This window comes from Aestuariivirga litoralis, assembly GCF_003234965.1.
Lineage (GTDB): Bacteria > Pseudomonadota > Alphaproteobacteria > Rhizobiales > Aestuariivirgaceae > Aestuariivirga > Aestuariivirga litoralis.
On the sequence record NZ_QKVK01000004.1, the window covers coordinates 133,240 to 160,086 of the forward strand.

Genomic DNA, 26,847 nt, shown 5'->3' on the forward strand with positions numbered 1-26,847 from the left:
ACAATGATCTGAAGGGATACCCATATGAAGCCAGATGGCGTAATATTGCAGCCCCCGGTTCAGGAGTACACACATGCGTCAGGCCGCCAAGACCCAGTCCGTCGAGAAGATCGACCCGGTGTGGAGCCGCATCCGCGAGGAGGCGGAGGAGATCGCCCGCAAGGAACCGGCCCTGGGCGGATTCATCTTCTCGCTGATCCTGAACCATGATTCCTTCGAGGAGGCGCTGTCGCACCGCCTTGCCCAGCGCCTGGGCAATGCCGACATCGGCGCCGACCTGATCGTCCATGCCTTCCGCGACGCCATCGAGGCCGAGCCCGAGATCGGGCACGCTGCACGTGCCGACATCATCGCCACCTTCGACCGTGACCCGGCCTGCGACCGCTACATCGATCCCTTGCTCTACTTCAAGGGCTACCAGGCGATCCAGACACAACGTATGGCGCATGCGCTCTGGCATGCCGGCCGCAAGGACTTCGCCTATTACCTGCAGAGCCGCCTTTCGGTTCTGACCTCGATCGACATCCACCCCGCCGCCCGCATCGGCAAGGGCATCATGGTCGACCACGGCCATGACATCGTGATCGGCGAGACCTGCGTCATCGAGGACAATGTCTCGATCATGCAGGGCGTGACGCTGGGCGGCACCGGCAAGGAGGCGGGCGACCGCCACCCCAAGATCCGCTACGGGGTGCTGGTGGGGGCCGGCGCCAAGATCCTCGGCAATATCGAGATCGGGCACTGCTCGCGGGTTGCCGCCTGCTCGGTGGTGCTGCATGACGTGCCGGCAAACACCACCGTTGCGGGTGTGCCTGCCAAGGTCGTCGGCTATGCCGGCTGCACCGAGCCGGCCCGCGCCATGGACCATAATGTGGAGCAGGTTGCGGGCAGGGGTGAATAGGGCTATTCGGGCGGCATTCCACTTGTTGTGAGGCCGCCTTGAAACCCGATGAAATCGCCAAGCTGACGAAGTTCCTGCGCGCCAAGTTCGAACTGCCCGCCATCAGCGTCAAGAAGCGCCCGCAGAAGGACGACTCGGCCGAGGTCTATATCGGCGAGGAATTCGTCGGCGTGATCTTCCGCGACGAGGAGGACGGCGAGCTCTCCTACAACTTCTCCATGGCCATCCTCGACTTCGACCTCGAGGACTGAGCGTGACGGCCTTTGCGCTCGAGGGTGTTGCGCCGGAGCTGCCGGAGGAAGGGCGCTACTGGATCGCGCCCTCGGCCTGCGTCATCGGCAGGGTGAAGCTGGAGCGCTTTGCCTCCGTGTGGTTCGGCGCGGTGATCCGCGGCGACAATGAGCTGATCACCATCGGCGAGAATTCCAACGTGCAGGATGGCGCGGTGTTGCACACCGACCCCGGCCTGCCGCTGACCGTGGGCCGCAACTGCACCATCGGCCACAAGGCCATCCTGCATGGCTGCGTGATCGGCGACAACACGCTGATCGGCATGGGGGCCGTCATCCTCAACCGTGCGAGGATCGGCAAGAACTGCCTCATCGGCGCCAATGCGCTGATCACCGAGGGCAAGGACATCCCCGACAATTCCCTCGTCATGGGCCAGCCCGGCAAGGTGGCAGGCGAGTTGAACGAGGAGGCCATCGCCCGGCTCGGGCGTTCGGCCGAAACCTATGTGAAGAACTGGCAGCGCTTTGCGAAGGGGCTGAAGGCCCTCTAGGGCCCTCCTTCAGCCAGCCCCCGCCGCCGCCCCCAGCGTCTCGTCCGTATCGTCCAGCAGCGCCGTGACGGCCTTCCGGGCGGCCTCGGGGGACCGGGCGGCAATTGCCTTCACCACTTCCGCATGGAGCGGCAGCATCTGTTCCGGATGTGCCGCATGGCTCGTCGTATAGGCGAACATGCTGGCCAGCGCCTGCTCGATGACGATGCCGAAAGGCACCAGCAGCTCGTTGTTGGCCGCCGACAGCAGGGCGAGGTGAAAGCGCACGTCGGCCTCGACCATCTCCTCGGAATCGACCGCCGCCGCCTGCATGTCGGCCAGGGCTGCCTCGAGGGCGGCGAGTTGCGCGGGAGAGCGGCGTTGCGCCGCCAGCACGGCAGCACCGGGTTCGAGGATGCGGCGGATTTCCTGCAGCGACAGCAGGAAGGTGCGCTCGTCCAGCGCTGCCCGGTGCCAGGCCATCACGTCGCGGTCGAGCAGGTTCCAGCGCTCGCGCGGCTCGACGCGCGAGCCGATCTTGGGCCGTGATACGAGCAGCCCCTTGCCGTTCAGCGTCTTGATCGCTTCGCGCACCGCGGTGCGCGAGGCGCCGAACATTTCACCCCATTCGGCCTCGTTGGGCAGGAGCGAGCCCGGCGGATAGGTGCCATCGAGAATGCGGCGGCCGATGCCGGCAGCCAGTTCGGAATGAACGCGGCTTCCGGGCTTTCGCCGCACCGCGCGGACCGGCTTCATCCGTCGCTGGCCCATGTCCCGTCCCCTTCCGACTTTTGTCCTACAAAACTAGCGGCTCCCGCCGGGCTTGGCAATGCCACCCCCGGTCACGGCTTCCGGTGACAAGTGCAATCCTTGCGTAGATATGCTTATTGTGATGTGTAATGCATTTCACTATGAAATGGCCAGCTATCCCTACGTATAAGTGCCTGTAGTATAGAGATATTTCATTAAACTGCGGCCCAGGCCGGCGAGGAGAGACCGATGAGAAGCGTAATGGCCGCAGCGGCCGTGGTAGTTCACCTGATGATGGCGGGTGTGGCGAGTGCCTGCTCGCTTGAGCAACCCAAGGGTGAAGTCGTTCTCACCGTCGATGGCATGATCAATGCCTGCAACAACGGGCTGGAAGTGCAGCTCGACCGGGCGATGATCGCCGCCCTGCCTCGCAAGGCGATCAAGACCGAAAACCCGTGGGACCACGGTCCGGTGACCTATGAGGGCGTGTTGCTGCGTGACCTGCTGGCGCTCGCCAAGGCCGACGGCAAGACCGTGACCTTCACCGCGCTCAACGACTACCGCGCCGACATTCCCTTGGCGGACCTCGAAAAATACGACGTCATCCTCGCCGACACGCGTGACGGCGTGGAGCTGCCGGTGCGTGACAAGGGGCCGTTCTTCGTGGTGTTCCCGTTCACCGACGTGCCTGAACTCGCCACGGAGGCGCGCTATGCGCAGTCGGTCTGGCAGGTCAACCGGGTCACGGTGAAGTAACCACCCTTGGCAATGCAGCGCGCCAAAGGCTTCGACCGCTGGACGATTGCATTCGTTCTCAGCATGCTTGTGCTGATCGTGGTCGCGGCGTTGCTGGGGATGTTTGGCTACCGCGACCTGCGCGATCTCGAGCGGCCGCAGGACGATGCCGGCTGGACGATCTTCCAGATGGGCTTCGAGCACCAGCGCCTGCTGCTGGCGGCCGAGACCGGCGCCAGCGTGGCGGAACTCCGGCTGCGTGGCGATCTCTATCTCAGCCGCGTTTTCCTGCTGCGTGACGCGCCGATGCTGGATCACGTGCGCGAGGACATGAACGAGCAGAGCCTCGTGCAGCTGTTCGAATCGGCCCAGCACACCGACCAGCTGATCAGCGCCGCGGGCACGCCGGAGGGCCGCCAGCGCCTGCTGGAGGAGCTGCGCAAGGACGCCAAGCCGGTGCGCGAGCTGATGATCGACATGTCGAACCTCAACCGCCGGCTCCAGACCGAGGACCGCACCCGGCGTACCCAGTCGCTGCTGTTCTACCTCGCAGCGCTCGAGACGCTGATGCTGGCCTTGCTGGGCCTCGGCGTGCTGGTGCTGCGCACCACCTCGAAGCTCAAGGACGCCAACCTTGCGGTGGCCGAGCAGCTGGAGACGCAGGAGGCGATCCTGCGCTCGGTGGATGACGTGATCATCGGCCTCTGCCCCTGCGGAGAGGTGCTGTATTCCAACCCCCGCGCCCTCGAGCTCCTCGGCCCCAGCGCGAAGAGCGGCAGCGTCTTGGCCATTGCCGGGCAGGGCGCCACCGAGCTTGCCGCCGAGGTGCGCTCCTTCGTCGACGCCGCCCCGCTGCCGGACCGCGACAGGAGCTTCGCCAGCCGCAAGGTAACGGTCGCAGGGCTTGACGGAACGCACCACTACGTGATGCGCAAGTACCGCGAACTCTCGGCCAAGAAACGCCATTGCTCCGACACCTCGCTGATCATCTCGATCTCCGACGTCACGGCGGCGGAGGAGGCCAACCAGCGGCGCGACGACTATGACGCCCGCATCGGCGAGATGAGCCGGCTCCTCGCCTATGCCGCGATTTCCGGCGGCATCGTGCACGAGATCAGCCAGCCGCTCGCCGCCATCCGCAACTATGTCTATGCCCTCAAGGTGTCGCTGAACCTCAGGCCTGACACCGAGGAACAGCGCGCCGTGGCCGATCATCTGGGCGTCGAGGTCGACCGCGCCATCGAGGTGGTGCGCAACGTGCGCCGCATGGGCCCCCAGGACCCCCAGGACCCGGGGATCTGCGACATCCGCGAGGCCATCGACCATTCGATGCGGCTGGTGACGCTGGGCCGCAACCCGCCGCCGCCGATCGAGATCGACCAGCGCCAGGACGACATCTGGGTCAAGGGCTCGCTGCCGCTGATCGGGCAGGTGATCGTCAACCTGCTGAAGAACGCGCTCAGCGCCTCGGCGGCAGCCGACCGGCCGGGCGCGCGGGTGACGGTCACCGCCGCGGACGGCTTCGCCCGCATCGATGTTGCCGATTATGGCAGCGGCGTCTCGGACGACGCGGCCAAGACCATCTTTACCCCATTCTCCAAATCCGCCCGGGGCGGCATGGGGCTGGGGCTTGCCATTTGCCAGCGCATCGCGTCTACATTGGGCGGTTCGCTGTCATGGAAGAACAGCGAAGCCGGCGGCGCCGTCTTCACCTTTACCGTGCCACTCGAAGAGGAAGATAAGAAGCAATGACTGGCAAGACCATCATGATCGTGGACGATGACCGGGGCTTTGCGCAATCGCTTGCGAACATGCTCGGCGCCTCCGGCTACCGCACCTGCGTCAGCTATGATCCGGCCAGCGCGCTGGCCCAGTCGCGCAGCCACCAGGTGGACTGTGCGCTGATCGACTACAACCTCGGCGCCACGCTCGGCACCACCCTCATCACCCGCCTGCGCGAGGAGGGGCACGGTTTCCCGATGATCATGCTGACCGGCTATGGCGACGTGCGCACCGCCACCCAGGCGATGAAGCTTGGCGCGGCCGATTTCGTCGAGAAGCCCTATGAGCCGGGCGAGCTGCTGGCCTCGATCGACACCGCCATCAACAAGGCGCGCGATACGTCACACGCTGCCGACGGCATTCGCGAGGCCCGCCGCATGCTGCGCATGCTGACCGAGCGCGAAAGCGAAATCGTCGATGCCATCGTGGCCGGAAGTTCCTCGAAGCAGATCGCGGAGGCGCTCGGCGTCAGCCAGCGCACTGTCGAGGCGCACCGCGCAAACGTTCTTCAGAAGCTCGGCATCTCGAATACCGCCTCGCTCGTCCGCCTTGCGGTGCTGGCCGGTCTCGGGCCGCCGCAAGGCTGAACGAGAAATCGTTTTCAGTCCACGAAGGACGAATCAAGGCTGCCGATGAAGGCCAGCGACGCGACGGCCCGGCGGGTGTCGCGTTCCATGTTGCGGGCACCCTGCAGCGAGCAGCTCTTCACCGTGTCGGGTGCATCGCCGATCATGCCCCGCAGGCTGTCGCACAGTTCGCGGCCGAGGCTCACGCCCTTGCTGCCGGTTTCCTTGAGGGCGCGCAGCAGGGCGCCGCGCACCAGCACGAAGCGGCGCAGTGCCTCCACCTCGGTCAGCAGCTGCATCCGGACCATCACGTCCTCCTGCTCCGCATATTTCGACAGCAGCCGGCGCACCTCGGCAATGGCCGAGCTCACGCCGAGCTGCGGATCCTTCATCGATGCATCGAAGACGGATGCGCTGGAGCTGGTCTGGGTCGTGACGATATCCATGGGGCTGTCGTTCCTGTTGCCTGTCGCTGCAAGGATAGGGTGCAGTTTATGGCTGTGCATGCGGAAAGCCCGCATGTGAATCCGTAGAAATGCGTCAAAATGAAAAAATCTGCGCTCGGCGCAGAATAATTCACGGGGCCTGCGCTGGCCGCCGCGCGCGCACCCATTGGCGGTTGCGTTCACTGTATGAATTTGACGTAAGTTATTGACTGAACTGTCATTCATGGGTGGAGCCGGCACAGGGTGGGGCTGTGCCGGCTCCCGCGGTCCCGGTCTGGTGGGAAAGTGTGGGGACGCCGACCGGGCGCGTGACTGTCGATTCGTGACTAGCGTGGCGAGCGCACGGCAACCGAACGCGGCGCCGCCGGGCTGTCGGGTGCGAGCGCCACCCAGGCGCGCGGATCCGCCTGCGACTGGCGCTTCAGGAAGACGTAGTCGCTGTCGCGCCAGCGCCGCACGCCGTCACGCCGGTTGTCGAGGATGAAGTCACCCTCGGAGGTGGCGAGCGTCAGCACCGCGTGGCCCTCCTGCCTGTCATCGAGCACCACGGTCAGCAGCAGGGCGGAGCGCGGCAGGCCGAGGGCCTCGAGGTAGCGCTGCTTCAGCAGGGCATAGTCCTCGCAGTCGCCGCGCCGGGTGGGGTAATCCCAGTGCTCGGCCTCGCCATAGATGTCGTCGTCGCTGGCGGGCCGCACGTCGGCATTCACATAGGCGTTGACGCGGGTGACGAGGTCCCATTGCCGGGCGGTGAGCGCCGGGCGCACGGCGCCGGAGGGGCGCGCCGCGCAGGCCTCCGGCCGGCGGCCGCAGAATTTCACGAAGCCCACCGGCGGCAGGGTTGCGCCATAGGTCGGCGCCTGCTGCAGCTGCCTGCCGGCGGGTGCCGCGGGGTTTTCCTTGGCGGCGGCCGCAGGGCTTGCGAGGCCAGCGAGCAGGGCCGCCGCGGCAACGGCAATCTTCAACCTCATCTGTGCCCCCAAAGGCTTGTCCATGGCGTGCAGACTAGCCGCCAAGCCTTTGAGATCACGTTCAGACCGCCGCTCAAATGCAGCGCGCGGGAGTAGCAAAACATTCACCACGACCGGGTGCCTTGGGGCGGCCCGAAAGGGGTTGATTAATGGGGAGCCCCCTGTTAGACACCGCGCCACCAACGATGTGGCGTGCGGCCATGGCGGAATTGGTAGACGCACTAGCTTGAGGTGCTAGCGGGTAACACCGTGGAGGTTCGAGTCCTCTTGGCCGCACCATCGTTCCCCAGCCGGAAATGATGGCTTCCCGTCCCGGGCGAAGGCCGCCCGGAACTCAGTAGAGCTGGTTCGGCGCGCTGTCGCTGACGGGTTTCACGCAGCGATACTTCCGCTTGCCGTCCGCCGTCCTGTACCACTTGGCCACGGCCTCCCCCTTGCACTGGGACTTCTCCTTCGCGGCCACGGCGGCGGGCTGCTTCCTTGCCTCCTTCAACTTGGCGGGTGGCCGCTTCTGCGGCGGCGGCGACAGCGTGGCGACCTTGCGTTCGGCGGCAGGGGCCGGGCGCGAGCGCTCGACCTGCGGTTCGACGGAGGGTTCCACGGGCGGTTCGGCGGCAGCGGCTGCCGCTGCTCCGGCGAGATCAACCGCGGGCGGGGCGATTGGCGCAGGCGCCGCCTTGGCCTCGGGCAGCTTGATCTCGACAGGGGCCGATCCGGCCGGTGCCCAGGCGGGTACGATCTTGGTGCCGCCACCCTTCGCGCTGTCGGCGGGCGCGAGGCGGAAACGTTCCACCGCCGCCACCACCTGCGGGTCGCGCAGCGCGTCCTGCGGGGTGACCGTCAGGGTTCCGCGCTCGGTGTCCTTCTCGATCACCACGGCGCACTGCACCTTGGTGGCGTCGGTCATCAACGGGCTGTGCTCGACCGGGCTCACGCAATGCGCGCCCATGAGCATCACGACTTCAACGAGTCTCATCCGCTCCTGCTCCTTGTTCGCTGCGGCCAAGAGAAACAGCAGAAAAGGGGCCTCAGCATGGTGTGCTTGCGGTGGGAATGGGGCCCCATGCGCCACAATTCGTCAGAGTGCGGAAGTGCACCGGTGCCAGCGCGAAACTCCATCGCAGATTGCGCTGCGTGCCATGCGTTCCATGCGACATAGTGGCGATGCCAGCTACACCGTTAAGTGCAGTTCGTTATCGAGTATTGGTTGTATGATTTTGACATAGGGACATGAATGAGGGGCGCTCCCGCAGCGCCTGACGTGCCGACCGAAGGAGCCGTAGTTGCGAAGCCGAACGACCCGGAAGCGCCTGATCGATGCGGCCTACCGCATCATTTCGGAGGAAAGCCTCTCACAGCTCAGCATCGATCACGTCAGCAAGGTGGCGGGCCTGTCGCGGCGCACCTTCTTCCTGCATTTCGCCAGCAAGGACCAGCTGCTCGCCGAGGTGCTGGAAAACCTGCGGCCCGCCTATGCCGAAACCTATCGTCAGTGGTCGGAGGGTCTGCCGGCGGAGCTTGGCGCCGTGGACCGCATCACCGAACTGTTCCGCCGCATCGTCGAACGCATCGGCCAGCCGGGCTGGAAGGGCTGCGCCTTCGTGCGCATCAGCGCCGAGTTCGCGGAGTGGCAGGGCCACCCGGCGCATGGCCCGGTGGCCGAGGCCCAGCGCGACTTTGAGCTGTGGCTGGCGGACGAGCTGCGCCGCGCCCGCCACGCGAGCCCGGCGCGCGCCGCGCGGCAGCTTGCCATTCTCATCAACGGGCTCATCATCTCGCAGATGGTGCACCGCGACGCCGCCTATGGCGAGGCGGCGCTGGCGGCCCTGCCGCTCATCCTCGGCCAGTAGCGGCCATCGCCCGTTAGCTGCGGGCGGCGGCCTCCGCCAGGATCTCCTGCATCAGCTCGTTGAGCTTCTCGATCCTGAGATTGAGGATGTCGCGCGCCGACACCACTCCCACCAGCTTGCCATTGTGCTGCACCGGCAGGTGGCGCACGCGGGCCTTGCCCATCTGTTCCATGAGGTTGCCCTCGGTGTCATCCACCGAACACCGCACCAGCGTGCGGGTCATGATGTCGGCAGCTGTCCGCGTGGCCTCGAAGCTTTCATCGAGGGCCCGGATCACGTCGCGTTCCGATACGATCCCGACGCCGTTGCCGCTGGCGTCGGTGACGATGAGGACGCCGATCTTGTGCGCCGCCAAGGCGCCAATGATCTCGCCGAGCGGCGCCGTCTCCGCGATGGAGAATACCCGGTATCCCTTCTTCTCGAGAATGCGTGCGACTGTCATGCCTGTCCCTCCCGGCTGGTGGAAAGGCTAGGCGGTGAAGGGGTTTTCGGCATCGGCAGTTCTACGTGGTGTTGCGATAAAGCGGGCGCAACCACCGGGCAGCGAATTGGTGTGCGGCGGACCGGGTGCTGGCAGTTCGTACAGATTGCGGGGCAGGGCCGGCGGTGATGTGATCAGCGGCGCGGTCAACGTTACAGCTCGCAGCCGCTGCCCCTTTGCCGGGGTGGGAAACCTCTCCGGCGAAGGGGTAACTTCAAAGGCGCCTGGTGCGGGCGGTGGGACTCGAACCCACACTTCCTTACGGAAAGCGGATTTTAAGTCCGCTGCGTCTACCGTTCCGCCACGCCCGCCCGGCCAGGGGCTGTCTACACCGGGCGCGAGGGCTGCGCCATTGCGGAACGCGAACGCGCACCCCCGGACCGGCCGGAGGAGCGCTATCATCACTGACTGGACAATCAGTAAACGCGGATGACCTTGCGGGTCGAGCGGTCGACCAGCACCCGGCGGTCGTTCAGCATCACGTAACCATAGTCGCGATAGGCCGGAACCTCCACGATCGTCACGGTCTCGGGGACCACGGCGCCGACGGCGAGATCACCCTCGAAGGCCACCGAGGTGCCAGCCTGGCTCTGCGCCCAGGCATCGATCTGGCCACGGCACTTCTCCGAGAAGGATTCATAGCCACCGGTGGGGGTCTGGTCGTTGCACTGGCTGTCGCTGCCGGTGCCGGCCTGGTTGCCGGCCGAACCGGCCTCGCCGCTGCCACCGGTGTTCTGGTCGGTGGTGGCGCCGGTGCCGGTGCCGCCGCTGGTGTCGGACTGTGCGAAAGCCGCGCCCGGGGCAACAAGCAGGAACAGCGCCGCAGCGCTGATGGTCAGGTACTTCATGATCGCTTCTCCTTTTGACGAAGGGTGGAGGAAACGATGGCTGTTGAGGGGAAGTTCCGGGATCAAGACAATGAAAACACAGGGTTTTCAGGCTACCCTTAATCGATTGTGGTGTCCGGCCGCCCCCGCCGGGGGGCAATCCTCAAGGGCAGCCGGAACACACAATCTATGCCTCGAGAGAGACAAGCACACCCAAATGCGGCTGCTTGCGGTATTGTTCCATGCCAGTTGAATTTTTTTACAGCGAGACGGCTGAGCACAAGGAGTCCAGAAAGGCGTAACCGCGAGATCGAAAAGCAAGTTTAGCTTGAATAATTCGCAGTTATCGCTCACAACGTCCAAATGTGCAGGGTTGCGCAATGAGGTCGGAATGCAAGTCGTGAGATGGTGTATGATTGCCTTGTCCGTGATGCTGACGCCGTCCCTTGCCCTGGCACAGGACAGCTCTTCTGGGGCTGCTGCGACACCTGGTGGCGATGGCTGGGTACGCATCGTGCCGGAACCCGTGACCATTGACGGCAAGCTCTATTCACCAACCTGTTCGGCTGCGCCTGGCACCACGACGTCGACCTTTTCCTATTTCTACCGTAAGGGCACGGCGGATGGCCTCGCGGTGTTCTTCAACGGCGGTGGTGCGTGCTGGAATGATGCCACGTGCTCCAAGCCGCGGCTTGCGGGCGACAAGGCATTTTTTTCGGGCAAGGACGACGAGGATGCAGTCGGCGTCTACAAGTCGGAGCTTCTGCCTGGCGATGGGCCCTCGCACATGACGGGCCTGCTCGATCGCAGCAATCCCGATAACCCGGTCCATGACTGGAGCATGATTTTCGTGCCTTATTGCACGGGGGATGTGCACTCGGGTTCCAACACGGCACACTATAAGTTCCCCGATACCGGCAAGCCCTTTACCATCGAGCACCGCGGCTGGGACAACATGCAGGTGATCATGGCGTGGATGCGCACCAACGTGCCGGCCCCCACCCACTTGCTCGTCGCGGGTTCCAGTGCCGGCGCCTATGGTGCCGCCACACATTACACCTCGCTGCGGCTGCTCTATCCGGATGCGCGGGCGGTGTTCCTTGGCGACAGCGGGCAGGGCGTCACCACGCCGGAGTTCGAACGGGTCCGCAACAAGAACTGGAACTACCAGCTTCCTGCCGTCGTTTTCGGTCCAAATCCACAGGATACGCCTGACACGGCCGTAGTGGCGAAGCTTGCCGCCTATTTCCCGAAGGATCGCTTTGCGCAATTCACCTCCATCCACGATGCCACGCAGAGCGCTTTCTATGCACAGATGAATCCAGGCCAGGCATGCAACGCGTGGACCGACAAGATGCTGGGCGAATTGTCCAGCCGTCAGGCGGCGCCGAACTTCCGTTCCTATGTGGCGGACGGCAAGACGCACACGATCCTGCGGGCGCCGCTGTTTTTCTCCGAGCAATCCGGTGGCATGCCCTTCACGGCCTGGCTCTCGGCACTCCTGAATGCTGACAGTCTGCCCGGCAACGAAAGCTGTGCAACATGCTCGTCCACCGCTGACGATTGCGCACAATAGGCACACGCTGATGCGGGAACGCTCCCGTGCCAGCGAGGGCATGCGGGCATTCACCCTTGCGGTTCAGGGAGCGATGCGATCTCTCTTCCGTGCATCCTGCTGGCGGCCTTCCGGTCCCCGGCCTGGCTATCCGTTGCGATCTTGGCCAGTCGCGTTGGAAGCCCGCTGCCGGAGCGTTTCGTCCGCTTCCCCTGGCGATGCGGGCACCGCCTCGCGCGCCTTGGCGTCGAGCGCGCCATAGGCCTCGTAATAGGCGGTGTCGAGCGACGTCACCAGCTTGTCGAAACCGGCCTTGCCGGCGATCTGGCGGAGCTCCGCCAGCATGGCCGCCACATAGCTGGCGGCGTCCTGACGGTACTTGATCTCGTGGGGCGGAGCGCCGGCGGGGGCAGCCTCCTGGCGGCCATTGCCGCGGGCTGCGGGCGGAGAGGAATAGATGTTCATTTCGCCTTCTCCTCGCCGTCCTTGCTGTCGTCCGTTGTTTCGTCGCATTCGACCTTCTTCAGCTTGCTGCCGCGCGGCGGTGCGCCAGCGCGCGCGGTGCGCGAGTAGGAGGGCGGGTCGCTTGCCGGAAAGGATTCCTCGATAGCCTCGTCGATGTGTTCCTCGGTGCGTGGCCGGCGTTTCTGAACCGGGATGGTACTCATCATGACACTCCGTTTCCCATGTCCGACCTGAACGCGCTGCATTGGATATGGTTCCCCGCATGGGTGGAATTGCAGGTGTAATGAACTGTGGAGGGAACAAAGCGGCGCGTGGCGCATTGTGGCCGGGCGCAGCTTGCACAGGCGGGAGGGCTTGCCCACATGATGGCCAGACGGTTCCTTGGCCCGACGGTTTCATGCCCCGCCATGCGAGTGCTTTCCCACCCAGCAGCAATACCGGCGACATTGAGAGGCGCTGTGCCGTGGGCACGCCGCTCAGGCGGCCCCGAAAGGAACACGACGTGCAGACAGGAACCGTGAAGTGGTTCAATGCCCAGAAGGGCTATGGCTTCATCCAGCCCGCCTCCGGCGGCCCGGACGTCTTCGTCCACATCAGCGCGGTGGAGCGGGCAGGCCTCCCCGGACTGAAGGACGGACAGAAGGTCTCCTACGAGATCGTCACCGACCGGCGCAGCGGCAAGGCCTCGGCCGACCAGCTTCGCACCGCCTGACAAGGGCGCGGCAGATTGCTTCGTGAGGGGCCCGGCATGCCACGGATGTACTGGGTGCCGGCCCCCGCAAAGCCTGGCCGGACATTGCCCGACCCGTCGCGCGGTCAGCCGGGCGTGCCGTTGCCGGACAGAACCTGCGCCGCGCCACCCACCCCATTGCGGAAGGCCGCGTCGAAGTTGACGCCCTCGATGCCCCAGCCCGGCGCACCATCGGCCGCGATGCGCCAGCGTGCCTTCCAGGCGAGCAGGGGCTTGCTCCAGTCGAGCAGGCCCACCAGCGGCACCTGCCCGACCTTGCGGTCGACGAAGCCCAGCAGCGATTGCGGCGTGGCTTCGGCCGTGTTCTCCACCGTGAGGCCCGCCCTGGCGAGCGTTTCGGGCGACGGGATCACCACCTCCATGGCGGCATTCCACGCCGCATCCTGGAAGGACTGCCGCATCAGCTCGCCCTGGTCCACCATCGAACTCAGCATGAAGCTGGACCCGATGTGGTGGACGGCGAGGAAGACCACCAGCCGCGGCCGTTCCGCCAGCCAGGGCCGCGAGCCCATCTGCGCCAGCATCGCGTCGATCTTCGCGGGGTCATATTCCACCGTCATCTCATAAGGCCGGTCGCGGGTTCCCTGTTCGTCGCGGATGGGCCGGAAGGCATAGAGGTCGCGGTAGGAATAGGTGGCGACGGCCGTCTCGGGCGTCTCGGACAGGCGGGCCAGCAGCGGGTGTACCGCCAGCCGCGGATCGCCAGATACCCGCACCAGAACCTGGGCGAGGCAGCGCACCATGCCGGGAAGGCGGGTTTCAGGCCGCCGTCCGGTGACGATGGTCCGGCCCTGGTAGAGTTCCCGAACAGTCTGTGCGCCAACGGGGCGGGTGAGGGCGAAGGCACTCGCAAGGCCCAGGAGCGTGCGGCGGGAGAGGGTCATGGCAGCGAAGCCTAATGCGGGGCAGGCCACGGGTCCATCGCCCGCAGGCTGTGGCGTCAGATCAGCCAGCGTGGCGTGCGCGCGGCATAGGTCGTCCACTCCTGCCCGAAGCGCAGCGCGAGGTGGCGTTCCTCCCGCTCGATGGCAAGTTTCCGGGTGGCAAAGGCCGCGGCCAGCGCCGCCGGAACCAGCCAGGCGATGCCGAACGCCAGGCCCGCACCCGCCACCAGCAGGGTGTTGCCGACATAGATCGGGTTGCGGGAGAAGCGGAACGGCCCGTCGGTGATCAGCCGGGTGGCACCGCGGTTCGGCAGCACCGTGGTGCGGTGGCGGCGGAAGGCCAGCATGGTGGCGAGATCGAGGGCGATCCCGGCCGCGGCGAGGAACACCCCCGCCATGGCCAGCACCGCAGCCCAGGCTCCGCCTGGCCAGGGGAGGGGGACCACGTGCTGCAACCAAAGCGCGAGAATGGTCGCGCCGGCGAAGAGCAGGGGCGGCCAGGGAATGGTATTGGGGGTCTCGGCAAGGTCCGGCATGGTGATCCGCAATTCAGGAGGCCCAAATCCACAAAGTCAAGCATGGGCTTGATTTGGCCGCAAAACCTCCTTATGAGCCCGGAATTCCCGTTCATTCACAAGGAGTGCACGAGCCCCATGGCGCGCGTCACCGTTGAAGACTGCATCGACAAGCTTCCCAACCGCTTCGAACTCGTGCTGCTGGCCGCCCACCGCGCCCGCCTTGTGTCGCAGGGGGCCCCCATCACCGTCGACCGCGACAACGACAAGAACCCCGTCGTCGCGCTGCGCGAGATCGCCGACGAGACCATCGTGCCGGAAGACCTGCGCGAGGAATTCATCCACTCCATGCAGAAGCATGTGGAAGTGGACGAGCCGGAGGCCACCGAAGTGCCGCTCATCCAGCAGTCGGGTGACATGAGCATCGTCAACGACGCCGTCGACGAGGACGCCCCCGAGATGGAGCGCATGACGGAAGAAGACCTGCTCCGCGGCCTCGAGGGCATGCCCCCGGCCGAAAGCCCCGGCAGCCAGCGCAACGGCTACTGAGTTTTCCTTTCATACCGAACAGGCAGGCCGGGCTCATCGCCCGGCCTTTTCGTTCCTGTGGCGCCCGTCATCCCGGCGAAGGCCGGGATCCAGCTTTCCGCGCGTTCGATGTCCGAAGCGGGGCCCCGGCCTTCGCCGGGGTGACGGCGCGGATGGGATGGAATTCCATGCGCCAAGGTCGCATCCGCGCAAACCCCACTCGCCAAACGATTAATCCGCGCTAAGATCACGCCATGATGCGTCAGTACGAGCTTGTCGAGCGGGTCACCAAATACGACCCCGATGCGGATGAGGACCTCCTCAACCGCGCCTATGTCTATGCCATGAAGGCCCATGGCAACCAGAAGCGGGCCTCGGGCGAGGCCTATTTCAACCACCCGCTCGAAGTTGCCGCCATCCTCACCGAGATGAAGCTCGACTCGGCCACCATCGCCGCCGCCCTTCTTCACGATACGGTGGAGGATACCGAGGCAACCGAAGCTGAAATCGAGGAAAAATTCGGCCCCGAGATCGCCGCCCTGGTCGATGGCCTGACCAAGATCGCCAAGCTCGACCTCGTCACCAAGGAAGCTGCCCAGGCGGAGAACCTGAGGAAGCTGCTGCTCGCCATGTCGCGTGACGTGCGCGTGCTGCTGGTGAAGCTCGCCGACCGGCTGCACAACATGCGCACGCTGGAACACGTGAAGCCGGAAAAGCGCGTGCGCATCGCGCAGGAGACGATGGACATCTACGCCCCGCTCGCCGGCCGCATGGGCATGCAGGCGGTGCGGGACGAACTGGAGGACATCGCCTTCAAGGTGCTGAACCCGGAAGCCTACAAGATCATCATCGACCGCCTCGCCAAGCTCCACGACGAATCTGGCGGCGTGCTGAAATCGATCGAACAGGAGCTGACCCAGAAGCTGGTCGAGAACGGCATCAAGGCAGAGGTCTATGGCCGCGAGAAGCGGCCCTATTCGATCTTCCGCAAGATGGAGCGGAAGCTCCTCTCTCTCGGCCAGCTCTCCGACATCTTCGGCTTCCGCGTCATCGTCGGCACGGTGGACCAGTGCTACCGCGCACTCGGCATCATCCACCGCACCTATCGCGCCGTGCCGGGCCGCTTCAAGGACTACATCTCGACGCCGAAGCAGAACGACTACCGCTCGATCCACACCACGGTGATCGGCCCGCACCACATGCGCGTCGAGATGCAGATCCGCACGCGCCTGATGCACGAGATTGCCGAGCGCGGCGTTGCCGCCCACAACATCTACAAGGATGCGCCCGACGCCAAGGAGGCGCTCGACGGCTTCAAGGCGCCCGCCGCCGAGTCCAACGCCTATCGCTGGCTGCGCCACCTCGTCGAGATGCTGCAGGAGGGCGAGTCACCGCGCGAATTCCTCGAGCACACCAAGCTCGAACTGTTCCACGACCAGGTCTTCTGCTTCACGCCCAAGGGCAAGCTCATCGCGCTGCCGAAGGGAGCGACGCCCATCGACTTCGCCTATGCCGTCCACACCTCGGTGGGCGACTCTTGCGTGGGTGCCAAGGTCAATGGCAGCCATGCGCCGCTGGTCACCGAATTGCAGAATGGCGACGAGGTGGAGATCATCCGCTCCGACGCCCAGACGCCGCCCGCCGCCTGGGAAGGCCTCGCCGTCACCGGCAAGGCGCGCGCCGCCATCCGCCGCGCCACGCGCGCCGCTGCGCGCAAGCAGTTTGCGGGCCTCGGCCACGAGATCGTCCAGAAGATGCTGGCCAAGATCGGCAAGAACTATGTGCAGAAGGAAGTGACGGCGGCCATTGCCCGCGTCGGCCACAAGAATGTCGACGATGCGCTGGCCGCCATCGGCCGCGGCGAGCTGTCCGCCATCGACATGCTGAAGGCCATGGGCCACACCATCGACGACACCAAGCTCAAGGAGCTGCGCCGCAAGTCGCCGACGAAGAAGACCGATCCCGACCTCTCGGTGCCGGTGCGCGGTGTGGCGCGCACCACGGCGCTGAAGATCGCGCCCGAAACCGGTGCCGTGCCGGGCGAGCGCATCGTCGGCATCCTCACGCCGGGTGAGGGCATCACCATCTACCCGATCTTCGCCAAGGCGCTGGAGCAGTTCGACAACCAGCCGGAGCGCTGGGTCGACCTCGCCTGGGACACGGGGGCGGAGGACCAGCGCTTCCCGGCGCGCCTCACCGTCACCATCCTCAACGAGGTGGGCTCGCTGGCGCAGGTCACCCAGACCATCAGCGACCTGGGCGGCAACATCGATGCCCTGAACATGGTGGCGCGCGAAGGCGCGCGCGACTTCTATGACGTGGACATCACGCTGGAGGTGCATGACCTCAAGCACCTCAACGACATCATGGCCAGCCTGCGCGGCAAGCCCGCCGTCAGCGACGTGAGCCGGAAGACAGGATAGGGACAATGACGCAAGACGAGGTTCTGAACGAATTCCGCGCCGCCGGCGCGTTGCTGGAGGGGCACTTCGTGCTGTCCTCCGGGCTTCACTCCAACCGTTACCTGCAATGCGCCCGCGTGCTGATGGACCCGCAGCGGGCCGCCAGGCTCTGCGCCGTGCTGGCCGAGCAGGTGCGCGCCATGGTGACGGGCCACATCGACCTCGTCGCGTCGCCCGCCATGGGTGGTGTCGTCGTCGGCTACGAGATGGGCCGCCAGCTCGGCGTGCCGTCGATCTTCTTCGAGCGCGTCGACGGCAAGCTCACGCTGCGCCGCGGCTTCGACATTGCGAAGGGCGCGCGCGTCGTGATGGTGGAGGACATCGTCACCACCGGCCTGTCCTCGCGCGAATGCATCGAGGGCATCAACGCCGAGGGCGGCGTCACCGTGGGGGCCGCCTGCCTGATCGACCGGTCGGGCGGCAAGGCGGACATCGGGGTGCCTCTGGCCGCACTCACCCGCCTCGACATCCCGACCTATGCCGCCGACAAGCTGCCGCCGGAGCTTGCCGCCATTCCCGCCATCAAGCCGGGGAGCCGCGGCCTCAAATGATCATCGGCATCGGCAATGACGTGATCGATATCCGGCGGATCGAGGAAACGCTGACGCGCTTCGGCGACCGCTTCATCGAGCGCATCTTCACCGATGTCGAGATCAGGAAGTCGGAGAAGCGGGCCCAGCGCGCCGCCTCCTATGCCAAGCGCTTCGCCGCCAAGGAGGCCTGCTCCAAGGCGCTCGGAACGGGGTTTCGCAAGGGCGTGTTCTGGAAGGACATGGGGGTCGTCAACGAGCCGTCCGGCAAGCCCACCATGGTGCTGACGGGCGGCGCCAGGGACCAGCTCGACAGCCTCGTGCCGGAGGGGCACAGGCCGCGCATCCACCTCACCATCACCGACGACTTCCCCTATGCCCATGCCTTCGTGATGATCGAGGCGCTGCCTGGATGACGGCATTGTGAGACTGGAAAGCCGCACTCACTGTTACTATTTGGCAACAGTGGACCTGCTTGAGCGCGGCTGCGTTGCATCGGTGGCGGGAAACGGTTTATAGCCGGGATTCTGAAGGCCCGGCGATTGGCGGCTTGGCGAAAATGCATAAGAAAGACCATGAGATGGCGGCGGCACAGGACACGCGGCGCAAGTCGGAAGACGGGTTGTGGGAAACCGTCAAGGTCATCATCCAGGCGCTGCTGATCGCCTTTGTGGTCCGCACCTTCCTGTACCAGCCCTTCAACATTCCCTCGGCCTCGATGTACCCGACGCTGAAGGTGGGCGACTACCTCTTCGTCTCGAAGCTGTCCTACGGCTATGGCCGCTATTCCTTCAACTTTTCGCTCGGCCTGTTCGGGCACGAAATCGTGTCCTGCTGCAACCTGGACTTTCCGGGCCGCATCGTTTTCGCCGATGATCCCAAGCGCGGCGACGTCGCCGTGTTCAAGCTGCCGACCGACACCAACGTCGACTACATCAAGCGGGTGATCGGCCTGCCGGGCGACCGCATCCAGATGCGCGACGGCGTGCTCTACATCAATGGCCAGGCCGTGAAGAAGGAGCGCATCGCGGATTTCGAGGACCTGTCCGAACCGGGCCTGCAGGCGCCGGTTCCGCAGTACCTCGAAACCCTGCCCAATGGCGTGCAGTACCACGTGCTCGACACCGAGCCCGAGGGCGATGCCGACAACACCAACGAATACGTGGTGCCGGCCGGCCATTACTTCATGATGGGCGACAACCGCGACAACTCGCAGGATTCGCGCTATCCGCGTGTGGGCTACGTGCCGCTGGAGAATTTCGTCGGCCGCGCCGACATCATCTTCTTCTCGGTGTCGCCCGATGCCAGCCTGTGGCAGGTGTGGGACTGGCCCTTCGCCATTCGCTGGAACCGCTTCTTCACGCTGATCTGAGAAGGCCTTGAACAGCTTCACACCGGCGCGGCAGGACGACATTGCGGAGCGGCTGGGCTATCGCTTCCACAACGCGGCGCTGCTGACCGAAGCGCTCACTCATGGCTCCACCCAGAAGCACAAGGGTGACTACCAGCGGCTCGAATTCCTCGGCGACCGGGTCCTGGGCCTGATCATCGCGGAGCACCTGTTCCGCACCCACCCGAAGGACGGCGAAGGCCAGCTCACCCATGTGCTCAGCAGCCTCGTGCGCTCGGAAGCCTGTGCGGATGCGGGTGACACGATCGGCCTGTCGGACATGGTCATCATCGGCGCCGGCGAGCGCGCCAAGGGCATGAACCTCAACCGCACGGTGCTGGGCGATGCGATGGAGGCCCTCGTCGCCGCGATCTATCTCGATGGCGGACTGGCGGAGGCCCGCGCCTTCGTGCTGCGCTGCTGGGAACCGCAGCTGAAGGCGCCCAAGGCGGCGGTCAAGGACCCCAAGACGTTCCTGCAGGAATGGGCACTCGCCCGCGCCCTGCCGATCCCGTCCTACAAGGTGGTGAGCCGCGCGGGGCCGGAGCATGAGCCGGTCTTCGTCGTGTCGGTGGACGTGAAGGACAAGGCGCCGGCCGAAGGCTCGGCGCGCAACAAGCGCGCGGCGGAAATGGACGCCGCCGAGCAATTTCTGAAACGCGAAGGGATCAGGCCATGAGCGAAGACGTCAAGCAGCCTGAAGGCCCCACCCGCGCCGGGTTCTGTGCCATCATCGGCGCGCCCAATGCGGGGAAGTCGACGCTGGTCAACCAGCTCACCGGCTCCAAGGTGTCGATCGTCAGCCACAAGGTGCAGACGACGCGCGCCCGCATCCGCGCCATCGCCATGGAAGGCAATGCCCAGATCGTGCTGGTCGACACGCCCGGCATCTTCAAGCCGAAGCGCACGCTCGACCGCGCCATGGTGGACAATGCCTGGGGAGGTGCTGGCGATGCCGATGCCGTGGTGCTGCTCGTCGACGGCCGCCCCGGCCTCACCGAAGAGGCGAAGGACCTCATCGCCCATCTGGCGAAGACCAAGACCAGGGCCGTGCTCGTCATCAACAAGATCGACCTGATGTCGCGCGAGCGCCTGCTCGAGGTCGCGGCCGAATTCAATGCCGCCTATCCCTTCGAGCAGACCTTCATGGTCAGCGCGCTCAATGGCTCCGGCACGCAGGACTTGCTGAAATACCTGGCGGGCAAGATGCCGGAAGGCCCCTGGCTCTACCCCGAGGACCAGGTGGCGGACGTGCAGCTCCGCTTCATGGCCGCCGAGATGACGCGCGAGGTGATCTACGAGCGCCTGCACGAGGAACTGCCCTATGCCTCCACCGTCGAGACCGAAACCTGGGAGGAGCAGAAGAACGGCTCCGTCAAGATCGGCCAGGTGATCTTCGTCCAGCGCGACAGCCAGAAGGCCATCGTGCTGGGGAAGGGCGGCCAGACCATCAAGCTCCTCGGCCAGAAGGCGAGGGAGGAGATGGAGCGCCAGTTCGGCCGCAAGGTGCATCTCTTCCTGTTCGTCAAGGTGCGCGAGAACTGGGCCGAGGACAAGGAACGCCTGCGCAACATGGGCCTCGACGTCTGAGATCATGGAGTGGCGCGACGAGGGCGTGATCCTGTCGGTCCGCCGCCACGGCGAAACCAGCGCCATTGCCGAAATCCTCACCGCGGCGCACGGCCGCGTCATGGGCCTCGTGCGCGGCGGCCGCTCGAAGCAGCAGCGCCCGGTGCTGCAATCGGGAAACGCCGTGCAGGCCGTCTGGCGTGCCCGGCTCGAGGAACAGCTCGGCACCTTCACGCTGGAACCGCTCGACCTCAAGGCCGGTGCCATCATGGAGGAGCCCTTCCGCCTCGCAGGTCTCGCCACCCTCACCGGCCTGTCGCAGCTCCTGCCCGAGCGTGAGCCGCATCCCCGCGTCTATGAGGCGCTCCGCATCGTGCTCGACGCCATCGACCATGACGAGCTCTGGCCTGCGCTGCTGGTGCGCTGGGAGCTGGGCCTGCTCGACGAACTGGGCTTCGGCCTCGATCTTTCCAGGTGCGCCGCCACGGGCAGCCGCGAGCAGCTGGCCTATGTCTCGCCGCGCAGCGGCAAGGCCGTCTCCGCCGCGGCCGGGGCGCCGTTCCGCGACCGGCTGTTCCGCCTGCCGGCCTTCCTCAGCGCCGAGGGCGGCGGGGCGACGCCGCCGGACATTGCCGAAGGACTGAGGCTCGCAGCCTATTTCCTTCACCGCCACCTGTTCGAGCCGCGCGGGGTGAGCTTTCCCGAGCAGCAGGACTGGATCATCCGGGCCTTGGCCGAAAAGCCGCATTGAGCCGCGGCGGGCTTGCCCCTAGATAGCCCCCGACAGGAGGACTTGACCATGCTCGGACGTCTGAACCATGTGGCCATCGCGGTGCCGGATCTCGCCAGGGGAACCGAAGTCTACCGCTCCATGCTGGGCGCCACGGTCTCCGCGCCGCAGGCCGAGCCCGCCCACGGTGTGACGGTGGTCTTCGTCGAGCTCCCCAACACCAAGATCGAGCTGCTGGAGCCCCTGGGCGAAAACTCGCCCATCCGCGCCTTCCTCGAGAAGAACCCCGCGGGCGGCATCCACCATGTCTGCTACGAGGTGGCCGACATCCTCGCAGCGCGTGACCACCTGAAGGCGGAAGGTGCCCGCGTGCTGGGCGACGGCACGCCGAAGATCGGGGCCCACGGCAAGCCGGTGCTGTTCCTCCACCCCAAGGACTTCTGCGGCACGCTGGTCGAACTGGAGCAGGCATGAAGTTCGGCAGCGCGGTCGCCATCTATTTCATCACGTGGTGGGTATGCCTCTTCATCGTGCTGCCCTTCGGCGTGAGGAATGCCCATGAGGCTGGCGAAACGGTAGAGCAGGGCAACGAGCATGGCGCGCCGGTGAAGCCCATGCTGTGGCGCAAGGTGCTGGCAACGACGTTGCTGTCAGCCGTCGTCTTCGCCTTCATCTACGGCCAGGTCACCTATCACTGGCTTGGCTTCGACGACATTCCCTTCGTCAAGGCGATCACCACCGACTGACGCTGCGTCAGTTCGTTGAACCAAGCGGTGCATGAGCTTTCGCGTTAAGCAATTCGATGCGAAATGTACAACCTCTGCTTGGAATTCATTGTCCAGTTAGCCTCTCCCTGATATAGCAACTTGCATTTGCAGTTGTCGCCGTTTGCTGCATCTGAAAGCTCTCGGCGGTGGAGGAGTAGAGGCCCGTGTCCATCATCATCCGTCTGGCTGCCCGCGTCGCCATGATCCTGGGTTTGCTGATCATGCCCGCAGGGGCCGGCCTCCAGGCCGCCGCCGCAAAGGTCTTTCCCACCATCACGGTCACCACGCCGGGGGTCTCCGGCAATGCGGCCATTGCCGCGCTGGGCAGCAACCTGCCGGCGGTGGCCGCCTATTACGGCTGGACGGCGGACGAACTGCGCCGAAAGTTCCAGCGGGACAGCGGCTTGCGCGTCGGCGGCACGGGGCGGCTGTTCCAGTCATCGCCCGCCGGCCGGCTGCAGCCCGCGGCCGCGGCGGCGGCGCGGATGGCCGCTGGCGCCCAGGCCTTCAGCATGCCCTGGGCGGGCGGCACGGCACCCTATCCGCTGGACCAGACCTTCGCCCTGCACAGCAAGGCTGACGCACCCAAGACGATCTACCTGAATTTCGCGGGCAAGACCCTGACGGCCGCCAACAACCAGCAGGTCCAGGATCTCCGACTCACGAGCATCGTCGTGCCGCCCTTCAGCATCGATGCCGCGCCGGCCTTCTCGGACGCGGAGCGCCGCATCATCCAGGAGGTCTGGCAACGGGTGGCGGAAGACTATGCGCCCTTCGATGTCGACGTCACCACCGAGCCTCCGCCGCCGGAGCGCATCACCCGCACGCAGGCGGACGACCCCACCACAACCGTCGATGAAAACGACCCGGCCTTCGGGATCGACGTGCTGTTCACCCCGGTTTCCAGCGTTTGGAACTGCGGAGCGTGCGGCCAGACCGGTGATCCGATTGCCGACAAGACTTACGTGCTGTCGTATTTTGATGTCGGTGACAGGTACAAGCCCTCGGTGGTTTTCCATACGGGAAGCTCCACCGGCACGCAGGTGCTCTTTGCCCAGGACCTCGCCGACCGCGCGTCACGCGCCGTCGGCTCCTCGCTCGGCCTCGCATACCGGGGCACCAGCACAGCAGACCTGTACGAGGGCCATGGCAACAACGCGGTGAATGCCTGGGCGCCCATCATGGGCGGGCTGTCGGGGCGGCCGCTCCGCCAGTTCAGCATGGGCGAGTATAGTGACGCGATCCCCACCAGCTCCGATCCGGGAGACTTTGAGGGCTTGCTGGGCGGCGACCTGGGCAACGCCCTGTCATTGCGGGCGGACGAGGCAGGCAACACCACCGCGGCGGCCGAATGGCTGCCGGTGCAGCGCAACGCGGGGCCAAGCACCGGCTCCTTCGACGGGGTGATCACCTCAGCGGAGGACAGTGACGTCTTCTTCGTGAAGGCGGGTCTCGGCACCTTCACGGCAACGGCAACGCCCGCTGCCGTGGGCGCCAATGCCGACCTGGTGCTGACGCTGAAGAATTCCACCGGCGGCATCGTGCCGACCAACAATGCCCAGATCCCGAACCCCAACAACCCCGCTGGCAGGCTCGATGCCGCAATCACCGTCGCCAACCTGGCGGCAGGCAAATACTTCCTCGAAGTGAAGGGCGGGGGTGAAGGCCTGCCCAACGTCACCGCCGCGAACGCGGCGACGGGCTATTCGAACTATGGCAGCGTCGGCGCCTATACGCTCACTGCCAGTTTCGTGGCGCCCGCCAGCACCACGCCGCCCTCGGCGCAGTTCACGCCTCTCTTGCCGAGCGGCAAGGGCCCGCTCACGGTGAATTTCAATGCCTCTGCCTCCGCCGCCGCGACGGGCTCCCAGATCGTGCGCTACACATGGGATTTCGGCGACACCACGACGCTCGAGAGCAAGACTGCGACCGTCACCCACACTTACCCGGAGGCGCCCTCCAGCCCGCAGACCTATCCGGTGACGCTGACGGTCACCGACGACACGGGCCTCACCCGGACCGCCACGACGACCGTCACCGTCGAGGCCACCAACCCCGGCGGACCCACGGCCAACTTCACCATGTCGTCCAGCCCCGCCACGGGCCGGGCACCCTTGCAGGTGACCTTCGATGGATCGCCGTCGCTGCCCGGAGGCAGCCCCATCACCAGCTGGGCCTGGCAGATCGGCGAACCCGCCATCGCCACGCTGTCCGGCAGGAATCCGCCCCCTTACACCTTCACCAAAAGCGGAACCTTCCCCGTCAAGCTGACGGTGACGAACGCGACCTTGAGCGCCCACACCATCCAGAACGTTGTTGTCGTCAACACCGCGCCCACGCCATCGTTCGACGCCACGCCTGTCGCCGCCGGGCCGGTGATTGCGCCGGCTGTCTTCTCGCTGAATGCCAGCGCCTCGAGTGACGCCGACGGCAGTATCACGACATATGAGTGGTCAGTGGACGAACCGCCCGGCGTCGCCAACATCGCCATCCCCAACAAGACGACGGGAGACGCCTTCAACCAGACCTTCGAAAAGCCGGGGACCTATACGATCAGGCTGAGGGTGACGGACAACCTGAACCTCAGCGAAGAGACCATCCGGCAGATCACTGTCCTCGCCAAGCCCAAGCCGTCCTTCACCCCCTCGGCGTCGAGCGGTCCGGCACCACTGGCCGTCAGCTTCAATCCCTCGGGCTCGACGGATGACGGCCAGATCACCAGCTACCGGTGGGAGTTCGGCGACGGCACAAGCCAGAACGAGACGACGGCGGCCATCGTGCCCAAGACCTTCACGGTCCCGGGCACCTATACGGTCAAGCTGACGGTCACGCCCAACACCCCACCCACGGCGTCCTTCACCCCCTCGCCGTCGAGCGGTCCGGCACCACTGGCCGTCAGCTTCAATCCCTCGGGCTCGACGGATGACGGCCAGATCACCAGCTACCATTGGGAGTTCGGCGTCGACGACGCACAGAACGAGACGACGGCAGCCATCGTGTCCAGGACCTTCACGGAGCCGGGCACCTACACCGTGAAGCTGACGGTCACCGACAATGCGGGCCTCTCCCAGTCCACCACCCGGGATGTGACGGTCACGCCCAACACCCCGCCCACGGCGTCCTTCACCCCCTCGCCGTCGAGCGGTCCGGCACCACTGGCCGTCAGCTTCAATCCCTCGGGCTCGACCGATGACGGCCAGATCACCAGCTACCATTGGGAGTTCGGCGACGACACCACCCGGAATGAGACGACGGCGGCCATCGTGTCCAGGACCTTCACCGCGCCGGGCACCTATACGGTGCGGCTGACGGTCACCGACAATGCGGGCCTCTCTCATTCCACCAACCGGGATGTGACGGTCACGCCTGCTGTAGCACCCACGGCGTCCTTCACCGCCGACAGGACGGAGGGTGTTGCGCCGCTGAGCGTCACCTTCGATCCGGCGCCGTCTCACGACGACGTGCAGATCGTGAGCTACCGCTGGACCTTCGATGACGGATCGGTGCGCACCGAAACGACGCCCGTGAAGGTGACGAAGACCTTCACCACAGCGGGCGCGCACGAAGTGGTCCTGCTGGTGACGGACGGCGCCTCGCTCTCGCACGAGGCGCGTCTCACGGTGAATGTCACCGCCAGGCCTGTGGCCTCCTTCACGGCGAGCAAGCTCAGCGGCGTCGCACCGCTGGACGTCACCTTCGACGCCTCCGCCACCACGGATGATGGTCAGATCACCAATTACCAGTGGGACTTCGGCAACGGCTCGACGGACTCCGGCCCCGCACTCCAGTCAGCCGCGACGCGCTACACCGAGCCGGGCACCTATACGGTGCGGCTGACGGTGACCGACAATGACGGCCTGACCTCCGAATCCACCGCCACCATCCTGGTCGAGCCCACGGTGCCGTCTGATGCTCCGAAGGTGGCCAGCCTCACGGTGAAACAGGCCTTGAACCGCTGGAAGCGGCCGATTGCTCGGGCCGAGGTGACCGTGGTGGATGAGGCCGGCAAGCCGCTTCGCAAGGCCATCGTTGCGGTCCAGTGGTCCGGCCCCTTCGCGCGGGGTGGCTGGGGCTCGACCCGCAGCAACGGCATTGCAAGCTTTGTGACGCCGCCGATGGTGGCCAGTGGTTGCTATCGCATCACTGTCACAGCACTGAAGGTGGGCGAGACGACCTATGCGCCGTCACCGGAGGCCGCTGGAGAATTGTGCCGTTGACCGAAAGCTGCGGCGCAGCGGTCCGGCCGCGCCGATGATGCAAGGGCAAGAGAAAAGGGCGAAGCCGAGGCTTCGCCCTTGTTCTCAATCGGGGTCCCTTTTCTGCCAGTGACCGAACCGGCGGGGCAGCTGCCATGTGGCGCGCCCGGAACCTACCTCCCCAGACCTGGGTCACCGTTGGAGTGCACACCGTGGTCTTCTTTTCTTATTGTTAGAAAAGCTATCACAAGACCAAAGCTTGTCACGTTAAAAATGTCACATGCTTGCCACAATTCGCCACGCGTAACGGTCGCGGTTGCAATTGATACTGGGGGTTGAGCATTCTACGCACGGGCAACCGGTGCTTATCCCCCGAATTGGATGCCCTTGTCTTGAGTTCCGGGGCGTTTCCCGTAAAAGAGCCGCAAACTCCTCCGAA

The 26,847-nt window shown here is 65.5% G+C and carries 30 protein-coding genes and 2 tRNA genes; 21 read left to right on the forward strand and 11 right to left on the reverse strand.

All coding sequences use genetic code 11. The features are described 5' to 3' along the window. The first annotated feature begins 73 nt into the window (after positions 1-73). The 3 genes from cysE to DK847_RS10410 are packed head-to-tail and all read left to right on the forward strand — an operon-like array spanning position 74 to position 1,682. On the forward strand, positions 74-901 hold the full coding sequence (gene cysE / locus DK847_RS10400) for a serine O-acetyltransferase (protein WP_111198395.1): 828 nt from the start codon (positions 74-76) through the stop codon (positions 899-901). 38 nt (positions 902-939) lie between these two features. Continuing rightward, positions 940-1,152 (forward strand): DUF3126 family protein, encoded by a 213-nt coding sequence (locus DK847_RS10405; RefSeq protein WP_111198397.1) that lies wholly within the window; start codon positions 940-942, stop codon positions 1,150-1,152. Positions 1,153-1,154: 2 nt separating this feature from the next. Further along, positions 1,155-1,682 carry a gamma carbonic anhydrase family protein gene (locus DK847_RS10410; protein ID WP_111198398.1) on the forward strand — a complete coding sequence of 176 codons (528 nt, stop codon included), beginning with the start codon at positions 1,155-1,157 and terminating at the stop codon, positions 1,680-1,682. Positions 1,683-1,691: 9 nt separating this feature from the next. Here DK847_RS10410 and DK847_RS10415 read toward each other — a convergent pair whose 3' ends face one another. After that, positions 1,692-2,432 carry a FadR/GntR family transcriptional regulator gene (locus tag DK847_RS10415; protein ID WP_111198400.1) on the reverse strand — a complete coding sequence of 247 codons (741 nt, stop codon included), beginning with the start codon at positions 2,430-2,432 and terminating at the stop codon, positions 1,692-1,694. 228 nt (positions 2,433-2,660) lie between these two features. Between DK847_RS10415 and DK847_RS10420 the strand changes: the two genes are divergently transcribed. Genes DK847_RS10420 through DK847_RS10430 form a run of 3 tightly spaced genes read left to right on the forward strand, consistent with a single transcriptional unit; the run spans position 2,661 to position 5,515 of the window. Continuing rightward, positions 2,661-3,167 (forward strand): putative pterin-binding protein, encoded by a 507-nt coding sequence (locus DK847_RS10420; RefSeq protein ID WP_245414583.1) that lies wholly within the window; start codon positions 2,661-2,663, stop codon positions 3,165-3,167. Between the two features lie 12 nt (positions 3,168-3,179). Further along, complete coding sequence (locus tag DK847_RS10425; protein ID WP_111198403.1) at positions 3,180-4,898, forward strand: sensor histidine kinase; 1,719 nt, start codon at positions 3,180-3,182, stop codon at positions 4,896-4,898. Then, positions 4,895-5,515: a response regulator transcription factor gene (locus tag DK847_RS10430; protein ID WP_111198404.1), complete on the forward strand. Its 621-nt coding sequence runs from the start codon at positions 4,895-4,897 to the stop codon at positions 5,513-5,515. The genes DK847_RS10425 and DK847_RS10430 overlap by 4 nt, the downstream gene beginning before the upstream one ends. A gap of 14 nt (positions 5,516-5,529) precedes the next feature. On the opposite strand, the gene DK847_RS10435 is transcribed toward DK847_RS10430, so the two are convergent. Together DK847_RS10435 and DK847_RS10440 are read right to left on the reverse strand one after the other, a co-directional pair. After that, positions 5,530-5,940 (reverse strand): hypothetical protein, encoded by a 411-nt coding sequence (locus DK847_RS10435; RefSeq protein WP_111198406.1) that lies wholly within the window; start codon positions 5,938-5,940, stop codon positions 5,530-5,532. A 326-nt stretch (positions 5,941-6,266) separates the two neighbouring features. After that, positions 6,267-6,908, reverse strand: coding sequence for a transglutaminase-like cysteine peptidase (locus DK847_RS10440; protein WP_111198408.1), 642 nt, complete (start codon positions 6,906-6,908; stop codon positions 6,267-6,269). Between the two features lie 194 nt (positions 6,909-7,102). On the opposite strand from DK847_RS10440, the gene DK847_RS10445 reads away from it, so the two are divergent. Next, positions 7,103-7,187 (forward strand) — tRNA-Leu (locus tag DK847_RS10445). A gap of 55 nt (positions 7,188-7,242) precedes the next feature. On the opposite strand, the gene DK847_RS10450 is transcribed toward DK847_RS10445, so the two are convergent. Further along, positions 7,243-7,884: a hypothetical protein gene (locus DK847_RS10450; RefSeq protein WP_146256098.1), complete on the reverse strand. Its 642-nt coding sequence runs from the start codon at positions 7,882-7,884 to the stop codon at positions 7,243-7,245. Between the two features lie 307 nt (positions 7,885-8,191). Between DK847_RS10450 and DK847_RS10455 the strand changes: the two genes are divergently transcribed. Continuing rightward, the gene (locus tag DK847_RS10455) at positions 8,192-8,758 is read left to right on the forward strand and encodes a TetR/AcrR family transcriptional regulator (RefSeq protein WP_111198410.1); all 567 of its coding nucleotides are present in this window, start codon (positions 8,192-8,194) and stop codon (positions 8,756-8,758) included. A 13-nt stretch (positions 8,759-8,771) separates the two neighbouring features. Here the strand turns inward: DK847_RS10455 and DK847_RS10460 are convergent, their stop codons facing one another. From DK847_RS10460 to DK847_RS10470, 3 genes are all read right to left on the reverse strand, one after another. Continuing rightward, complete coding sequence (locus tag DK847_RS10460) at positions 8,772-9,200, reverse strand: CBS domain-containing protein (RefSeq protein ID WP_111198412.1); 429 nt, start codon at positions 9,198-9,200, stop codon at positions 8,772-8,774. Between the two features lie 264 nt (positions 9,201-9,464). Further along, positions 9,465-9,550, reverse strand: a tRNA-Leu gene (locus DK847_RS10465). Between the two features lie 105 nt (positions 9,551-9,655). Next, entirely contained in the window at positions 9,656-10,087 is a 432-nt protein-coding gene (locus DK847_RS10470) for a DUF1236 domain-containing protein (RefSeq protein WP_111198414.1), read from the reverse strand. A 391-nt stretch (positions 10,088-10,478) separates the two neighbouring features. On the opposite strand from DK847_RS10470, the gene DK847_RS10475 reads away from it, so the two are divergent. Further along, complete coding sequence (locus tag DK847_RS10475; RefSeq protein ID WP_161957227.1) at positions 10,479-11,642, forward strand: pectin acetylesterase-family hydrolase; 1,164 nt, start codon at positions 10,479-10,481, stop codon at positions 11,640-11,642. A gap of 126 nt (positions 11,643-11,768) precedes the next feature. Here DK847_RS10475 and DK847_RS10480 read toward each other — a convergent pair whose 3' ends face one another. Together DK847_RS10480 and DK847_RS10485 are read right to left on the reverse strand one after the other, a co-directional pair. After that, positions 11,769-12,086: a hypothetical protein gene (locus tag DK847_RS10480; RefSeq protein ID WP_111198417.1), complete on the reverse strand. Its 318-nt coding sequence runs from the start codon at positions 12,084-12,086 to the stop codon at positions 11,769-11,771. Further along, on the reverse strand, positions 12,083-12,292 hold the full coding sequence (locus DK847_RS10485) for a hypothetical protein (RefSeq protein WP_111198418.1): 210 nt from the start codon (positions 12,290-12,292) through the stop codon (positions 12,083-12,085). The genes DK847_RS10480 and DK847_RS10485 overlap by 4 nt, the downstream gene beginning before the upstream one ends. Before the next feature lie 296 nt (positions 12,293-12,588). Here DK847_RS10485 and DK847_RS10490 point away from each other — a divergent pair, with 296 nt between their 5' ends. Then, complete coding sequence (locus DK847_RS10490; RefSeq protein WP_111198666.1) at positions 12,589-12,798, forward strand: cold-shock protein; 210 nt, start codon at positions 12,589-12,591, stop codon at positions 12,796-12,798. A 104-nt stretch (positions 12,799-12,902) separates the two neighbouring features. On the opposite strand, the gene DK847_RS10495 is transcribed toward DK847_RS10490, so the two are convergent. Both DK847_RS10495 and DK847_RS10500 read right to left on the reverse strand, forming a co-directional pair. Further along, positions 12,903-13,721: a DUF2066 domain-containing protein gene (locus DK847_RS10495; RefSeq protein WP_111198420.1), complete on the reverse strand. Its 819-nt coding sequence runs from the start codon at positions 13,719-13,721 to the stop codon at positions 12,903-12,905. A 56-nt stretch (positions 13,722-13,777) separates the two neighbouring features. Further along, on the reverse strand, positions 13,778-14,257 hold the full coding sequence (locus DK847_RS10500) for a methyltransferase family protein (RefSeq protein WP_111198667.1): 480 nt from the start codon (positions 14,255-14,257) through the stop codon (positions 13,778-13,780). Positions 14,258-14,374: 117 nt separating this feature from the next. On the opposite strand from DK847_RS10500, the gene rpoZ reads away from it, so the two are divergent. From rpoZ to DK847_RS10555, 11 genes are all read left to right on the forward strand, one after another. Beyond that, positions 14,375-14,785: a DNA-directed RNA polymerase subunit omega gene (rpoZ, locus tag DK847_RS10505; protein ID WP_111198668.1), complete on the forward strand. Its 411-nt coding sequence runs from the start codon at positions 14,375-14,377 to the stop codon at positions 14,783-14,785. A gap of 233 nt (positions 14,786-15,018) precedes the next feature. After that, positions 15,019-17,187, forward strand: a complete 2,169-nt coding sequence (locus tag DK847_RS10510; RefSeq protein WP_111198421.1) for a RelA/SpoT family protein — start codon at positions 15,019-15,021, stop codon at positions 17,185-17,187. A gap of 5 nt (positions 17,188-17,192) precedes the next feature. Further along, the gene (pyrE, locus tag DK847_RS10515; RefSeq protein WP_111198423.1) at positions 17,193-17,777 is read left to right on the forward strand and encodes an orotate phosphoribosyltransferase; all 585 of its coding nucleotides are present in this window, start codon (positions 17,193-17,195) and stop codon (positions 17,775-17,777) included. After that, on the forward strand, positions 17,774-18,172 hold the full coding sequence (acpS, locus tag DK847_RS10520) for a holo-ACP synthase (RefSeq protein WP_111198425.1): 399 nt from the start codon (positions 17,774-17,776) through the stop codon (positions 18,170-18,172). Before pyrE ends, acpS begins: the two co-directional genes overlap by 4 nt. Positions 18,173-18,315: 143 nt before the next feature. Then, a complete protein-coding gene (gene lepB, locus DK847_RS10525) occupies positions 18,316-19,128 on the forward strand; it encodes a signal peptidase I (RefSeq protein WP_245414584.1) in 813 nt (270 codons plus the stop codon). Between the two features lie 7 nt (positions 19,129-19,135). Continuing rightward, positions 19,136-19,825: a ribonuclease III gene (rnc, locus tag DK847_RS10530; RefSeq protein ID WP_111198429.1), complete on the forward strand. Its 690-nt coding sequence runs from the start codon at positions 19,136-19,138 to the stop codon at positions 19,823-19,825. Continuing rightward, the gene (era, locus tag DK847_RS10535) at positions 19,822-20,736 is read left to right on the forward strand and encodes a GTPase Era (protein WP_111198431.1); all 915 of its coding nucleotides are present in this window, start codon (positions 19,822-19,824) and stop codon (positions 20,734-20,736) included. Before rnc ends, era begins: the two co-directional genes overlap by 4 nt. A 4-nt stretch (positions 20,737-20,740) precedes the next feature. Beyond that, the gene (recO, locus tag DK847_RS10540; RefSeq protein WP_111198433.1) at positions 20,741-21,466 is read left to right on the forward strand and encodes a DNA repair protein RecO; all 726 of its coding nucleotides are present in this window, start codon (positions 20,741-20,743) and stop codon (positions 21,464-21,466) included. A gap of 48 nt (positions 21,467-21,514) precedes the next feature. After that, positions 21,515-21,919, forward strand: a complete 405-nt coding sequence (mce, locus tag DK847_RS10545; RefSeq protein ID WP_111198435.1) for a methylmalonyl-CoA epimerase — start codon at positions 21,515-21,517, stop codon at positions 21,917-21,919. Beyond that, the gene (locus DK847_RS10550) at positions 21,916-22,191 is read left to right on the forward strand and encodes a DUF1467 family protein (RefSeq protein WP_111198437.1); all 276 of its coding nucleotides are present in this window, start codon (positions 21,916-21,918) and stop codon (positions 22,189-22,191) included. The genes mce and DK847_RS10550 overlap by 4 nt, the downstream gene beginning before the upstream one ends. A 185-nt stretch (positions 22,192-22,376) precedes the next feature. Continuing rightward, positions 22,377-26,429 carry a PKD domain-containing protein gene (locus DK847_RS10555; RefSeq protein WP_111198439.1) on the forward strand — a complete coding sequence of 1,351 codons (4,053 nt, stop codon included), beginning with the start codon at positions 22,377-22,379 and terminating at the stop codon, positions 26,427-26,429. The last annotated feature ends 418 nt before the right edge of the window (positions 26,430-26,847 follow it).